This is a genomic window from Longimicrobium sp. (assembly GCA_036377595.1).
GTDB lineage: Bacteria > Gemmatimonadota > Gemmatimonadetes > Longimicrobiales > Longimicrobiaceae > Longimicrobium.
The window spans coordinates 113677-127993 of sequence record DASUYB010000089.1; the positions used below are offsets into that span (position 1 = coordinate 113677).

General features: G+C 68.3%; 13 protein-coding genes. 8 read left to right on the top strand and 5 right to left on the bottom strand.

What is annotated here, in order from left to right:
• Positions 1-9: 9 nt before the first annotated feature.
• Together VF092_13265 and VF092_13270 are read left to right on the top strand one after the other, a co-directional pair.
• Complete coding sequence (locus tag VF092_13265) at positions 10-729, top strand: NADPH-dependent F420 reductase (GenBank protein ID HEX6748259.1); 720 nt, start codon at positions 10-12, stop codon at positions 727-729.
• Positions 730-1170: 441 nt separating this feature from the next.
• A complete protein-coding gene (locus VF092_13270; protein ID HEX6748260.1) occupies positions 1171-2697 on the top strand; it encodes a hypothetical protein in 1527 nt (508 codons plus the stop codon).
• Positions 2698-3076: 379 nt separating this feature from the next.
• On the opposite strand, the gene VF092_13275 is transcribed toward VF092_13270, so the two are convergent.
• A complete protein-coding gene (locus VF092_13275; protein ID HEX6748261.1) occupies positions 3077-3988 on the bottom strand; it encodes a LysR family transcriptional regulator in 912 nt (303 codons plus the stop codon).
• Positions 3989-4110: 122 nt separating this feature from the next.
• On the opposite strand from VF092_13275, the gene VF092_13280 reads away from it, so the two are divergent.
• From VF092_13280 to VF092_13300, 5 genes are all read left to right on the top strand, one after another.
• Positions 4111-4857, top strand: a complete 747-nt coding sequence (locus VF092_13280; protein ID HEX6748262.1) for an SDR family oxidoreductase — start codon at positions 4111-4113, stop codon at positions 4855-4857.
• A 303-nt stretch (positions 4858-5160) separates the two neighbouring features.
• Positions 5161-5571 carry a cupin domain-containing protein gene (locus VF092_13285; protein HEX6748263.1) on the top strand — a complete coding sequence of 137 codons (411 nt, stop codon included), beginning with the start codon at positions 5161-5163 and terminating at the stop codon, positions 5569-5571.
• Positions 5572-5577: 6 nt separating this feature from the next.
• On the top strand, positions 5578-6567 hold the full coding sequence (locus VF092_13290) for an aldo/keto reductase (GenBank protein ID HEX6748264.1): 990 nt from the start codon (positions 5578-5580) through the stop codon (positions 6565-6567).
• Between the two features lie 376 nt (positions 6568-6943).
• Positions 6944-7657: a RibD family protein gene (locus VF092_13295; protein ID HEX6748265.1), complete on the top strand. Its 714-nt coding sequence runs from the start codon at positions 6944-6946 to the stop codon at positions 7655-7657.
• The gene (locus VF092_13300; GenBank protein HEX6748266.1) at positions 7654-8157 is read left to right on the top strand and encodes a GNAT family N-acetyltransferase; all 504 of its coding nucleotides are present in this window, start codon (positions 7654-7656) and stop codon (positions 8155-8157) included. Before VF092_13295 ends, VF092_13300 begins: the two co-directional genes overlap by 4 nt.
• A gap of 151 nt (positions 8158-8308) precedes the next feature.
• Here VF092_13300 and VF092_13305 read toward each other — a convergent pair whose 3' ends face one another.
• From VF092_13305 to VF092_13320, 4 genes are all read right to left on the bottom strand, one after another.
• On the bottom strand, positions 8309-10222 hold the full coding sequence (locus VF092_13305) for an Ig-like domain-containing protein (GenBank protein HEX6748267.1): 1914 nt from the start codon (positions 10220-10222) through the stop codon (positions 8309-8311).
• 253 nt (positions 10223-10475) lie between these two features.
• Positions 10476-10784, bottom strand: coding sequence for a hypothetical protein (locus tag VF092_13310; protein HEX6748268.1), 309 nt, complete (start codon positions 10782-10784; stop codon positions 10476-10478).
• Positions 10785-10902: 118 nt separating this feature from the next.
• On the bottom strand, positions 10903-12033 hold the full coding sequence (locus VF092_13315) for an amidase domain-containing protein (protein HEX6748269.1): 1131 nt from the start codon (positions 12031-12033) through the stop codon (positions 10903-10905).
• A gap of 245 nt (positions 12034-12278) precedes the next feature.
• On the bottom strand, positions 12279-13499 hold the full coding sequence (locus VF092_13320) for an endonuclease/exonuclease/phosphatase family protein (GenBank protein HEX6748270.1): 1221 nt from the start codon (positions 13497-13499) through the stop codon (positions 12279-12281).
• Between the two features lie 117 nt (positions 13500-13616).
• Between VF092_13320 and VF092_13325 the strand changes: the two genes are divergently transcribed.
• On the top strand, positions 13617-13772 hold the full coding sequence (locus VF092_13325) for a hypothetical protein (protein HEX6748271.1): 156 nt from the start codon (positions 13617-13619) through the stop codon (positions 13770-13772).
• The last annotated feature ends 545 nt before the right edge of the window (positions 13773-14317 follow it).

The following is a 14317-nucleotide window of genomic DNA, read 5'->3' on the forward strand; positions in this document are numbered from 1 at the left end:
GGGGTGACGGTGGGTGGTGCATCATGGATACCGCCGCGCCGGTCCCGCGTCCGTGGCACCGTCACCACTACGTCATCGGGGGATGGAAAGATGCGGATCGGAATCCTGGGGTCGGGGCTGATGGGCGGCAAGCTCGGGACGCTCTTCGCCCGCGCAGGCCACGAGGTGGTGTTCAGCTACTCGCACAGCCGCGAGAAGCTGGAGGGGCTCGCGCGCGACGCCGGCGGGAACGCGCGCCCCGGCACCCCGGCCGAGGCCGCGCGCGACGCGGACGCCCTCCTGCTCGCCGTGCACTGGTCGCGCTTCGGCGACGTGCTGGGGCAGGCCGGCGACCTCTCCGGCAAGGTCGTCGTCACCTGCTCGCTCCCGATGAGCGAGGACGACTCGCGGCTCGTCGTCGCCCACACCTCATCCGGCGCCGAGGATCTGGCCAAGCGGATCCCCAAGGCCCGCGTCGTCTCCGCGTTCAACACCGTGCCCAGCGAGGTGCTCTTCGACGTCTTCGAGCGCCGCGAGCACAAGACGCATCCCAGCCTCGTCTACTGCGGCGACGACGAGGGCGCGAAGAAGGTCGCCGCCGGGCTGATCCGCGACGTGGGCTTCGAGCCGGTCGACGCCGGCCCGCTGCGGATCGCCCGCTACACCGAGCCGTTCGCCCTCCTCGTCGCCCAGCTGGCGTACGAGGGGGACGAGCGACCCGAGCTGGCGTACCACTTCGAGCGATTCTGATCGCGCCTCCGCACGTCGAACGAGGAATCGGCGCGGGTGCCGAAAACCCTTGTAAATCCTAGATGTGCCCGAAGGGCCTCCCGGAAATCCCGCGCCACGATGCCGCACTTTCGCGGTAAACCTATCCCACAATCTATCCCATCCGCGCGGCTCGCCGTCGCAAAAGCTGCCGCCCGGCGCTACACCGTCTCCTATACCGAAGTCATCCGCGCCAAGCCAAGGGTGACAACGCTTCTGTGAACGCCACCTCGAAGGCCTCTCCGACCAGCCACCGGGTTGGATGCGTGCGATTTACTGGCGCTTGACGTTCGGGGGGAGGAGCATTATCTGGGTTGTAGGGGATTCGGCTATCCCCCTGAAAATGTAATTCTCGAACCTATGTTGCGGTCCCACCAGAGCACTCGCTCCTTTGTGTAGAGTATCCAAATGGAAACAGAAAAAATGGCCGCTGTGAGCGACTCGCCTCCGTTGCCTTGGTCGGGGGTACTCGCTTGGAAGCTCGCGGGATTTCTTACGAAACTGGTTTGGCAACTCTCGCTCGCGATCATCACATCAATTGGGGCAGGGCTGATTCTGCTCATTGGTGCCTACAACGTCATAAGTTTCGGCAGTCTCGGTGTGTCATTCGTCGGCGCACTCCTCCAGACGGCGATCAATTTGGTTTTCCTATTCCTTCTCAGCTTCATCGTGTCGTTCGTGGCTCTCGTTGCCATCATTCGCGCTTTGACTTATCTGTCGAGCCGCCGCATCCACTTCGGCCAGCGATGGAAGCTGCATTTGGTTCTACGGCAAGTTCGTCAGGGCGTGAGACGAATGCGAGCATTCGCTCGCACGCAACCTCGATCCGAACAGCTGGCGGCCGTCGCACGCGTCGTGTTGGTGATGACCGGTGTCCTGATGACCGTTTTCTTGAAAAGCTGCGACTCAGAGTCATGGAATGCCACCTTAAAGGTACGGTTATCGATGCGCGCTCCCGTCGGACGAATTGGTCGGAGCGCGACATCGGAACAAGTCTCAACCCTCTCCGACGTGTCCAACTACACAAAAGCTAGGCGTGACAAGGTCGCCACCCAAATAGGCGCTATGACACGGCTAGCGATCGCTCGCGGCAATCACCCGCTGATTTCTCGTTGCGGCAAAGCTTCTCCTCTCCACCCCGCAGAAGCGCGTCGTATCGCCGAATTGTATGTCGACTTGACGCAGGCTCCGCCGATCCTAAAGCGTGAGTATGTCCTAACGGAGGAACAACTGACAGCCACGCTATCATTGATACTCAGCGCGGATTCCGCGGCCTTGACCGTGGATTGCGTCGAACTCCATCCCGACTACATCCAGTTCTTTACGACATCTGTTGATTCCAATGGCTCTAGGCACAATCAGGCGCTCGGTATGTCAGTGGCCAAGGATGCCGGAAACCTCCGCATTGCGGTGGATCAGCTGTCAATCGGTCGCGCCTCGTTTCAGCTTGGCTGGTTGGGGCTCGGCGTCACTGGGGGCGGAGGAGGACTTGTGAGGGACGCCGAAGGACTGGAGTCGCTTGCAGAAACCTTGCAAGCCTTCGATTCTAGGGTCTTCAGTATCAAAGTGTTTGAAGGTTATCTGCGCATCGTGACTTGGCGCCTTCCTTCGGTATTTGCCGCCAGAGCTGCCATCGACGTTGGCTATGTGCAACAAGCGGTTGAGCACAGAGTTGAACCAAGGAATGACGCTGACTCCTTAGGTGTTATTCGCACCGGCGATGTCGTCTACGTCCTCGAACGTACGGACGAGTGGCTGTACGTGTGCTCGGAAGTTAGCGGGCGTTTGGGTTGGTTGCCGAAGGCCGCGTTTACGAGTCTAGAGAGTTGGCCAGGTCAGGCTCAGCCGCAGCGCGAAGCAGGCCCACTCCTCGGCCGAGGGCTCCATCGAGAACTCGGCCAGCGCGGCGATAGCGCGCCGGATGGAGACACGACGAAAGCACCTCAATAGTTAACGGTTTCGCTTCGCTCACGCGAACAGCGCCGCGTTTACCGCATCTCCGGCCACACCGATAGCGCTACGCGGGAACGCATCTACCAAAACCCGAACAACGAGCGGGTGCGGACCAAGGCGGCGGAGGCAACGCCGCAGCATGCGCGCTAATCTTGCGGAGGGTGAACGCCACCTAAAGAAAACCGTATGAACCTATCACACATCTATCCACCCCTAGAGTGCCGCATTTCGCCGGGTTGCGTAGATTGCAGCTAAAACAGCATTAGCAGCGGTTGAAACGATTGTGGGAGGGGTGACACGGAGGAAACGAAGGACTTTGGTCTTTCCTCCGTTCCCTCGGTTTCCTCCGTGTGAGCCTTCTCGATCTTTATGGGGATCAGGGAACGGGCGGCTCCTCCTGCCGCAGCCGCAGCAGGTAGTCGATCAGCGCGCGCAGCGCGGGTGAGGCGGTGCGGCGCTGCGGGTAGTAGAGGTAGAAGCCGGGGAACGGCGTGGAGAACTCGCCCAGCACCTCCACCAGCTCGCCGCGCGCGATGGAGGGGCGGACGATCTCCTCCATCGCCATCGCCAGGCCCACGCCGGTGCGCGCGAGGTGGACGATCAGCGGCACGTCGTTCGTCACCACCCGCGCTTCGAAGCCGACGGAGAAGTCGTGGCCGTCCTCGGTGAACTCCCAGCGATACGGCGGCGCGCCCGGCCCCGCGTGCCAGTTGATGCAGGCGTGCGAGGTGAGGTCGCGCGGGTGCGCTGGCGCGCCGTGCCGTGCGAGGTAGGCGGGTGAGGCGACGACCACCATTCGCTGTTTGCCGGACGCGGGCACGGCGACCATGTCCTGCTCGATCATCTCGCCCAGCTGCACGCCGGCGTCGTAGCCGCCCGCCACGATGTCCGCCGGCCCCCGCCCCACGATCAGGTCGAGCCGCACCTCGGGATACGCGCGCAGGAAGCCCTCGAGCACCGGTCCGCGCAGGAAGCTCTCCGCCGAGCCGGACACGCTGAGCCGCAGCGTCCCCCGCGGCTGGTCCGCCATCTCCCCCACCGCCTGCACCGCGGCGCGCACCTCGTCCAGCGCGGGGCGCACGGCCGCGTAGAGCCGCTCGCCCGCCTCGGTCAGCCGCACGCTGCGCGTGGTGCGCTGCACCAGCGCCACGCCCAGCCGCTCCTCCAGCCGCCGCAGCGCCTGGCTCACCGCCGAGCCGCTCACGCCCAGCCGCGCGCCCGCCGCGCGGAACCCCTTCGCGTCCGCGACCGCCACGAAGGTGGCGATCCCATCCAGGTCGTCTTCCATTGTGAAGGAGAGCTTATCACCCTGCGAAGCGTTGTCAAGTTTATCCCCCATCTCCCTTCCGTTAGCTTCTTCTCCCGGAGTGAGAAGGCGCGGCAGACGGCTCGAAGAGGAGAACCAGGGAGATGAGCAACAACATCGCGGGGAAAGTCATCGTCATCACCGGCGCCAGCAGCGGGCTGGGCGAGGCGGCCGCGCGGCTGCTGTCGGCGGAGGGCGCGGCGGTGGTGCTGGGCGCGCGGCGCGGGGATCGCATCCGGGCGCTGGCCGACGAGCTGAACGCCACCGGCGGCCGCGCGCTCGCCATCGAGACCGACGTCACCGACCGCGCGCAGGTGCAGCGGCTGGTGGACGCGGCGGTGGAGGCGTACGGGCGCGTCGACGTTGTCGTCAACAACGCCGGGCTGATGCCGCAGTCGCTGCTGGAGCGGCTGAAGGTGGACGAGTGGGACCGGATGATCGACGTCAACATCAAGGGCGTGCTGTACGGGATCGCCGCGGCGCTGCCGCACATGCAGCGGCAGAAGGGCGGGCACATCGTCAACGTCTCCTCCGTGGCGGGCCACAAGGTGGGCCCAGGGAGCGCCGTCTACGCGGCCACGAAGCACGCGGTGCGCGCGCTCTCCGAGGGGCTGCGGCAGGAGGTCAAGCCGCACAACATCCGCACCACGGTGATCTCGCCGGGCGCGGTGGCCACCGAGCTGCCGGGCACCATCACCGACGCGGACGTGGCCGCGCGCGTCAACCAGCTCTACGACGACGTGGCGATCCCCGCCGACTCGTTCGCGCGGGCCGTCGCCTTCGCCATCGCCCAGCCGGAGGACGTGGACATCAACGAGATCCTGTTCCGCCCCACGCGGCAGGAATACTGAGAATCGATGTGCGGGAGTGCGCTCCGCCGGCTGTCATCCTGAGGGCGCGGAGCACCGTGATCGCGGCCGCACGAATCCTTGCGCGCCCGAAGGATCTTGCATGGCCGGCTGGATGTCGGCTCGAACGGGCAGGCCTTTCCGCGGGGGCGAGCAGATCCTTCGGTCGGCGCCAACCGATGGTGCGATGGAAGGTTAGGCACGGCGCCTCCCTCAGGATGACATCGGAGGGGGTTCGGGATCCTGGTTTGGTGACGTCACCAGGATACTGTGCCGGTGACTGGTTCGAGAAAGGGAGAAACGATCATGGAGATCATGCGAGCGGGGTCGCGGCCGTCCGGGAAGGGGCCGGCGGACTGGTTCACGGGGACGGTGCGCATCGACCCGCTGTTCAACGCGCCCGAGCCGGCGCGGGTGGCCGGCGCGCACGTCACCTTCGAGCCGGGCGCGCGCACCGCGTGGCACACGCACCCGCTGGGGCAGACGCTGATCGTCACCTCCGGGCGCGGCCTGGCCCAGCGCGAGGGCGGCCCGATCGAGGAGATCCGCCCCGGCGACGTGGTCTGGTTCCCCGCGGGCGAGAAGCACTGGCACGGCGCGTCGCCCACCACGGCGATGACGCACATCGCCGTGCAGGAGACGCTCGACGGGAAGGCGGTCGAGTGGATGGAACACGTCACCGACGAGCAGTACGGCTCAAGTAATCCAGGGAGATAGAAGACGATGCAGAAGCGGCAACTGGGCAGCAGCGGCCTCGAAGTCTCCGCGCTCGGCCTGGGGTGCATGGGGCTGAGCTTCGGCCTGGGCCCGGCCACGGACCGGCAGCAGGCCATCGCGCTGATCCGCGCGGCGGTGGAGCGCGGTGTCACCTTCTTCGACACCGCGCAGGTCTACGGCCCGTTCGTCAACGAGGAGGTGGTGGGCGAGGCGCTGGCGCCCTTCCGCGGCCAGGTGGTGATCGCCACCAAGTTCGGCTTCGCGTTCGACGACGAGGGGAAGCAGACGGGCCTCAGCAGCCACCCGAACTACATCCGGCGGATGACGGAAGGGTCGCTGAAGCGGCTGGGCGTGGAGGCCATCGACCTCTACTACCAGCACCGCGTGGACCCGAACGTGCCGATCGAGGAGGTCGCGGGAACGGTGAAGGAGCTGATCGCCGAGGGAAAGGTGAAGCACTTCGGCCTCTCCGAGGCGGGCGCGCGCACCATCCGCCGCGCCCACGCGGTGCAGCCGGTGACGGCGCTGCAGAGCGAGTATTCGCTCTGGTGGCGCGAGCCCGAGGCGGAGATCATCCCCACCCTCGAGGAGCTGGGGATCGGCTTCGTCCCCTTCAGCCCGCTGGGAAAGGGGTTCCTGACGGGGAAGATCGACGAGACCACGACCTTCGACAACAGCGACTTCCGCAACACCGTCCCGCGCTTCTCGCCCGAGAACCGACGGGCGAACCAAGCGATGATCAACCTGCTGACGAGAATCGCGGCGCGGAAGCGGGCCACGCCGGCCCAGATCGCGCTCGCCTGGCTGCTGTCGCGCAAGCCGTGGATCGTGCCCATCCCCGGCACCACGAAGCTGCACCGCCTGGAGGAGAACCTGGGCGCCGCGGCCGTCGAGCTCACGCCCGACGACCTCCGCGAGATCGAGAGCGCCGCGTCGCGCATCGACGTCCACGGCGCGCGCTACTCCGAGACCGCGCAGCGGATGATCGATCGGTGAGAGAAGGATGCGCGCGACGTTCCCTCTCCGTGCCCTCGATGGCTACGATATCCGCTTGTCGATGCCGTCGGCCGACCCAACGCTGACGTCATCCTGAGGCCGGCCAGACCGTAACCAGCGTCTGCACGAACGGTTGCAGGCCGAAGGATCTGTAGCCGGCTCAGCACGCGATCTGACTGGACGCGGCCGATACCAGGTCCGGGTGAGGTAATGGTGCGTCCAACCGAATCCTGTGCAGACGCGATGATAGATCCTTCGGCCTGCAAACGCTTGCGTAGACGCTGATTGCGGTCTGACCGGCCTCAGGATGACGTCAGCGTGGGATCGGTCCGGCGCATCAACCAAATTCCCGGAGCGGAGGACGAGGAGATCAGGGATGGAGATTTCGGAGAAGCGCCCGCGGGTGATCTGCCACATGCTGGCGTCGGTCGATGGACGGATCGTGGTCGACCGCTGGCCGATTTCTGCCGAGGGGCGGCGCGAGTACGAGCGCGTGCACGCGAGCTACGAGCCCGATGGATGGATCTGCGGCCGCGTGACGATGGAGCCGTTCGCGGGGGGCGTGCGCCCCGACGCCGAGGTCGCGCGCGAGCACGGGGGCGGCGCGCCGCGTGAGGACTTCGTCGCGCCGGGGGAGCACGACTCCTTCGCCTTCGCGGTCGACGCGCACGGGCGGCTCGCCTGGGCGTCGAACGACATCGACGGCGACCACGTCGTGGCCATCCTCTCCGAGCGCGTGCCGGACGAGTACCTCGCCTTCCTGCGCGAGCGCGGCGTGTCGTACCTCCTCGCCGGAGCGCGCGACGTGGACCTGCCGCTGGCGCTGGAGAAGATCGCCGCGCGGTTTGGCGTGCGCACGCTGATGCTTGAGGGCGGCGGCCGCATCAACGGCGCCATGCTGCGCGCGGGGCTGATCGACGAGGTGAGCCTGCTGGTCGCCCCCGTCGCCGACGGACGCATGGGGATGGCCGCGCTCTTCGACGTGGACGGCGACGACGGGGCGCCGCGCCGCCTCGCGCTCGAATCCGTCGAGCGGCGCGCGGACGACGTCCTCTGGCTGCGCTACCGGGTGGAGGCGGAGGCGTCGTGAGCGCCGATCCCGCCATCGTCGTCCGCCCCGCGGAGGCCGCGGACATGCCGGCCGTCGGACGGCTCGGCGCGCTGCTGGTGCGCACGCACCACGAGTTCGACCCGCAGCGCTTCATCCCCGCCACGCCGCGCACGGAGCACGGCTACGCATCGTTCCTCGGCTCGCAGCTGGGCGAGCCGAGCGTCGTCGTGCTCGTCGCCGAGCGGGCGGGCGAGGTGCTGGGCTACACCTTCGCGGGCGTGGAGGGATGGGACTACATGTCGCTGCGCGGGCCGGCGGGCGTGCTGCACGACATCGTGGTCGACCCCACCCATCGCGGCCGGGGCGTCGGCCGGATGCTGCTCGATGCGACGCTGGCGGCGCTCGAGGCGAAGGGCGCGCCGCGGGTCGTGCTCTCCACCGCGGCGCGCAACGAGCCCGCGCAGCGCCTGTTCGCCCGCGCCGGCTTCCGCCGCACGATGATCGAGATGACGCGGGAGATGGACGGCGAGGCGACGTGAGCCGCGCCCTCAGCAGGTCTCATCCTTACAAATAAATCCGGGGAAAGAAGCTGTCTCACGGAGAGCAGCAGAGGCAGCGGAGAACTCATCTCTGCTGCCTCTGCTGCTCTGCGTGAGGCAATCTTTTTCCGAATTCGTTATTCCCCCACCTCTACGGCGTGACCTGGAGCGTGGTGGCATACCCCAGCGCCTGCAGGCTGCCCGTGCGCACCTCCCGCGAGTTGCCGACGGCGTCGAACAGCACCACCCCTTCCACCGCCCACGTTCCCGCTTCGGCAACGTCGCTGAACCCGATCCGGCACTCGAACACGCCGAATGCCGCCGTGCCGCCGGCCAGCGTGGACCGGGCGCAGCTCGCTCGCTGGTTGTACGTCGGCGCCCTGAACTCCGCGACCACGCGGTCCACGCCCGCTCCGGCGTCGGCCGTGCCGATGGTGACGGTCAGCGAATCCACCCGCGACACGGTGGAGGAGAAGGCGATGCTGCGCAGCGTGGGCGCCGTGGTGTCCGGCGCCGGGCCGGCCACGGGGATCACGAACGTGCCTCCGTCGATGTCGGAGTTGCCGGTCCGGTCGGTCATGAAGATGCCGGAGAGCTGCCAGTTCCCTGGACGCGAGCCCGCGGGGATCGGGATCTTGCAGGTGTAGGTCCCGCTGTTCGCCGTCCCCGCCACGGGCGTCGTGGCCGTGCACGTCAGCTGCCGGCCCGCCGGGTCGTCGATCCCCGCCTGGACGCTGGCCACGCCGGTTCCCGCGTCGCTCACCTGCACCGTAAAGGTCAGCGAATCGCCCACGTTGGCGGAGGGCGGCGTGACCGTCTCGCCCACCAGCGCCGGGGGGACGGTGTCGGGCGTGGGATTGGTGACCGTGAACCCGGTGGGCAGCCCCGCCGCAGAGAGACCCGCCGTGTTGAACGTGCGGAAATTGCCGCGGAGATCCACGACGCTCACCTGCGAGAACGTCCACGGCCCGTTGTCGGCGCCCGGCGGCAGGGGCACCCGGCAGGCGAAGGTGCCGGCGGCGCGCGTGCCGGCCGACGGCGCGAACGCGGAGCAGCTCACCCGCAGCGCGAACGATCCCGGCCGCGGGAGGAGAATGGTCCCCGTGACGCTGGCCACGCCCGTCCCGGCGTCGGAGGCCGCGAAGGAGACGGTCACCGTGTCGCCCGGGGCCGCGGTGTCGGGCGAGAAGTCGATGCCGGTGAGGTCCGGCTGCGTAACGTCCAGCGCCGCCACGGTCACCTGCGTGCTCCCCGTGCGCGGGCCGCTGGTGGCGGTGATGGTGGCGGTGCCGGCCGCCACCGCGGTGACCCTGCCGGACGCGTCCACCGTGGCCACGCTGCTGTCGGAGGTGGCCCAGGCGACGGGCGCGTCCTCCACCTCCGCCCCGGAGCCGCTGAACACCAGGGCGACGAGCGGCCGGCTCTGCCCGGGCGCCATGGCCAGGCTGGAGAAGCTGACCACGTCCACCCAGCCATTTTCCCTGGGAAGCGGGGCGGAGACGTACACCACGAAGGTGAAGAAGGTGACGCCCGGGTCCAGGTGGAACTGCCACGTCTTCGCGGCCGAGGTGGCGCCGGGCGCCAGGATGCCGGGGTAGGCGAAGTACGGCTGCCCCGAGGCGGTGAAGATGTCGGTGCCGTCCGCGTTCTGCACGGTCACGCTTCCCGTGCCGCCGGTGGTGGCGGGCTGCGCCGCGAAGAAGATGCGCACCCCGGCGGGCGCCGGCGTGGTGCCGTCGGTGGTGCCCATCGGCTGCGCCAGCAGGTTCTGCAGCGAGACGTCGGCGCTGAGCGTCGGCGCGCTGAACGCCACGTTGGTCGACCGCAGCTTCACGAAGAAATCCTGCCCGCCCAACAGCAGGTCACCACGCGACGCGGCGGGCGCCGGCCCGCCGCACGTCATGGTGCCGCCGCGCACGTCCACGTCGCACCTCAGCTGCGCGACGGCTGGCGCAGGCGACGGGCCGGAAGGCGGCTCGCCGGCGACCGGCGTGCGGTCGGCGCAGGCCGTGGCCACCGCCGGGATCAGGGCGCACGCGGCGAGAAGGGATCGGATCGATTTCATCACGGGGGCATCTCGGGCGGGATGATCAAGGAGGGAACCGTCGGACCAGAAAATTGGCGCGGAAGGTTTTTAAAGCAAGCCTGGAGAGGTGAGCGCGCGTTGTGCTCCACCGTCAGCTCGACAGCTGATGGTCGAGATGACGGGGAGATGGGAAGAGAGACGTCTGAGCGCCGAGGTCGGCGGCGGAGAACGCGCCCGGAGACGAGGATGGCCCGGCAGCGGGGTGGCTGCCGGGCCGATCGCCGGTGCAGCCTTACGGGGTTGCACCCCGGGAGCGCACGGACCGCAGCAGCAGGAGCGCGGCCGAGGCCACGGCAGTCCAGAGCACCCAGTTCTGCAGGAAATAGAACGCGTTGAACCCCGAGCGGGCGCCCTCACCCGCGAAGCCCTCCCAGGAGAAAAGGTAGGATCGAGGGAAGCCGCGCCAGTGGTGCGTCCCGGTGCCCGCCGTACGCTCCCCGGACACCAGCAGCGACGCGAGGCACAGTCCCAGGCCACCCGCCGCCGCCGCGGCGAGCAGCCGGCCCACGCCGCGACGCCCGGAAGTGCTCGTTCGGTCCATGGCCCTCCTCCGTCTTTTCCTGACCTGTCCTCATCGACTGCGCGCCCCGGCCTCCGGGGCCCGCAAGCCACGTGCGAACGGGGCCGGCCCGGAAAGGCCGGCCCCGTATCGCGCCCCGTCAGAAGCTGTACCAGAGCCAGTGGCCGTAGTAGCGCGTGCTCGACGACACCTGCGACTGGAAGGTGGTGAACGGCTTGTCGAGCGTGTTGCTCGTGTGATAGGAGAGATAGATCATGCCGTTCGCGTCCTTCTTGGTCACGATCGTCGTGTGGTCGATGTCGCCGTTGGCGTCGAAGTCCATCTGCAGCACGTCGCCGGGTTCCAGGTTGTAGACGTTGTCCGCCCGCGACGCCCGGTTGTTGCTCGTCCAGACGTAGAAGTAGTGGGCGTTCACCCAGGTGTACGTCTGGGTGAAGGTGTCGTACCACCACGCCTCGTAGCCGGTGCGGTTCAGGTATCCGCCCACGTCCGGCCACCCGCCCGCGCGCATCGCCTGGGATGCGAAGTTCGTGCAGTCGCCCCCCTGGGTTCCGGAGTTGTTGAAGTCGCGGTAGCTGCCGTTGTAGCTGAGGGCGTAGCTGCGCGCGTAGGAGACCACGGCGCTCGGGTTCAGGGTCCCGAACGTCCGCGCGCCGAACAGCGTCGCCGGCGGGAGATAGCCGCCGCCGGCGGGACGCGCGCGCGGCGGAGTGCGCTTCGGTCCGTTCCGGTCCACCGATGACGGTCCGGGCAGCGCCGGCGGCGCCACTCGCGGGAACGTATCCTGTACCGCCTGCCGGAACGGGTCCGATACGCGGTCTTCCACGAGCTCCCACTGGCCGTTGCGCCGCTCGTAGGTGAAGACGTGCGGCATGGTCTCCACCGTGCGGTCGGGCGCGCCCTGGACGCCGCCCAGGTGCACCGTGGTCTGCACGTTCGCGGTGACGGTGGCGCGCTCTCCCTCCACCCGCGTGTCGGTCACCCGCACCTGCGACTCCACGCGGGGAATCTGGAGCCTGGCTGCCGTGTATCCCTGCCGCTCCGTCGCGGCCGACTGGAACGGCGCGGCCATCGCCGCCCGGATCTGCTGTGCCCGCGCGTTCCCCTGCAGCGCGGCCTCTGCCGAGCGGCCCATGAGCACCTGGCCGCGTGCCTCCATGGCGGCCTCGGCGATCGCCCGCAGCTCGTCGGCCTGCGCCCCGGCCTGCGGCGGCATCACCGCCGCGCCGACGAGCAGCATGCCCACCGCCAATGCGCTCCGGATCCTCATGACGCCTCCTTTGATGGGAAGGTTACGTCTCCAGACCGTCCGTACTGGCGCATTGCGGACTATGCAGTCTGCGTGCCATTCGCTCTAAATCAGCTTTTAGACGAGTAAGTCAATCAGACACTTGAGATTACACAGATGGGCATGCCGCCATCGGCACTCTCCGTGATCTTACAGACAGGCGGAAAGTATTATCGCCACCGAGCGAGCAGTGCTCGGTGGCGGCAGATTGCGCCGGCGTTTCCCGTCTACCGTCTTTCGAGGAGCTGCAGGTCGGCGATGACGGGGTGGTGGTCCGAGCCCGCGGCGTCGGGGCTGGTGGAGATCCGGCGCGCGCGCCAGCCGCGGCCCATCAGCACGTGGTCGATGCGCACGCGGATCCATCCGTTGTCCTTGGTCCACCCGAACCCGCGCCCGGCCGCCTCCCACGCGTCGGTGAGGCCGCTCCAGTGCTCCTGGAAGATGCGGCTCTCCACCGGCGTGTTGAAATCGCCCACCACCAGCCGCGGCGCGGTGCCGCCGTCCACCCACGCGCGGGCCAGGTGCGCCTCGATGGCGCGCAGCTCCGTGTTGGTGCGCATGGCCGTCCAGCCGAAGCCCGCCAGCGCCTCGAAGCCCTTCCGCGGCGTCTCCAGGTGGACGTTGGTGAGGGAGACGGGGCCCGCGGGCGTCCGCAGGGTGTAGCGGATCACGATCCCCGTGCCGCCGACGGACGAGGTCTCGGCCACGTGCAGCAGCGCCGAGCGGTCCATCATCTCCGCCGCCACGATGGGGTAGCGGCTGAGCAGGCAGAGGCTGTCCTTCTCGTGGTGGTGCCAGCCCGGGAGCGCGGGGATCGCTTCGGCCAGCGGCCCGCCGCACTCCTGGAATGCGACCACGTCCGGGCGCCAGGTCTCGAGCAGGTCCGGCAGGCGCACCCAGGCGCCGGCGCCGCCGTCGGCGTTGAAGGTGACCACGCGCAGGGGCATCCGCACGTCGCCGCCGGCCGGGAGCCGCACGCCCGCACGCCACCCCATCACCCCCACCAGCACCACCCCCGCGGCGGCCGCGAGCGGGAGCAGGAGCCGTGCGCGGAGCCCGACCGCGAGCGGCACGAGCACCGCCAGCGGCAGCAGGAGCGGCCATTTCCCCGCGAAGAGGAACGCCGTCGCTGGCACCCACCGGTCCCCCAGCCCCCACAGGACCGCGCAGGCGGCGATCGCCGCGGCCAGGTAGCCCCACGACACGCGCTCCACCCACCGCGCGAGCCTGGCCCGCGCGCCGCCCTCCACCCGCGGACCGGAACGCCGCCGCGGCCTGGCTTTCGGCTGCGAGGGAGGCCTCGGCTCCGCCGTCTCGCGGCGCGTGGGCGCCGCCTGCACGCGCACGGGGAGCACCACGACGCGCCCGCAGCGGCACCGCAGCCGCCGGCCGGCGTGCGACTCCTCGGCGTGGAAGACTTCTCCGCACTGACAGCGGGCGGTCAGCATCGGAAGGGGAGAGGTGAGGGCGGCGGGGGCGACAGCGTACCAAACTTCCGATCATCTCCCCGCGAGACAAGGATCTCCGCCGATCGTGGTTCTCCGTGCCCTCTGCGTGAAGCCTGGATGGCTGATACCGACTCGCCGGATCAACTGTGCATTGGCGGAAGGAACAGGCATGTCATTCCGAAGGCGCTGCGCCGCCCTGTCTTCCACGCCGAAGCCATGGCGCCCGGCATTGGCGCGGTTGAAGATCCGGAGCAGCGGCGCCGCTCGGAATGACATCCGATCGGAATGCACAATCAATTGCGGCAGCCGGTATTTGATACCGGAGATATTTCTGAATTCGCATTCGATCCCCGACGCGGCGCGTTTCTGTCGCCCCCCCATCGAGCGGCAGGGGGCGTCGGGGACACATCGACGGCCCATCCCGCCATTGTGTCTGCGACGGAATCGCGTGGCAGATGATTTCTGGAATTCCGGTTTTTCGCTTCTTCATCTCCTGCATCTCAATATTTTACATCGTCTTACAGACACTTCCGCTACGAATTTTCAAATTTTCGTCTGGTGGGACACGGCCGCCGGGGCGTCGATGTCGCAGTGGGGTGTCCAAACCCCAGAACTGCGACGGGGTTTGTGGAAACCGACGTTTTCAGGCGTAAAGCGTAGCTCCGCTGGGTGGAACGGCTTCGCTCACATGGAGCCCGCGCGTGCCGTGCATGGCGTGCTTGTTGCGCCCGCCGACCGCTCGCCACCGGGCGCCCCCTGCCCGGAACGGGCCGCCGCCCGCCGCGCCCGCGGACCCCCCGCGAGCCCCGGGAAGCGCG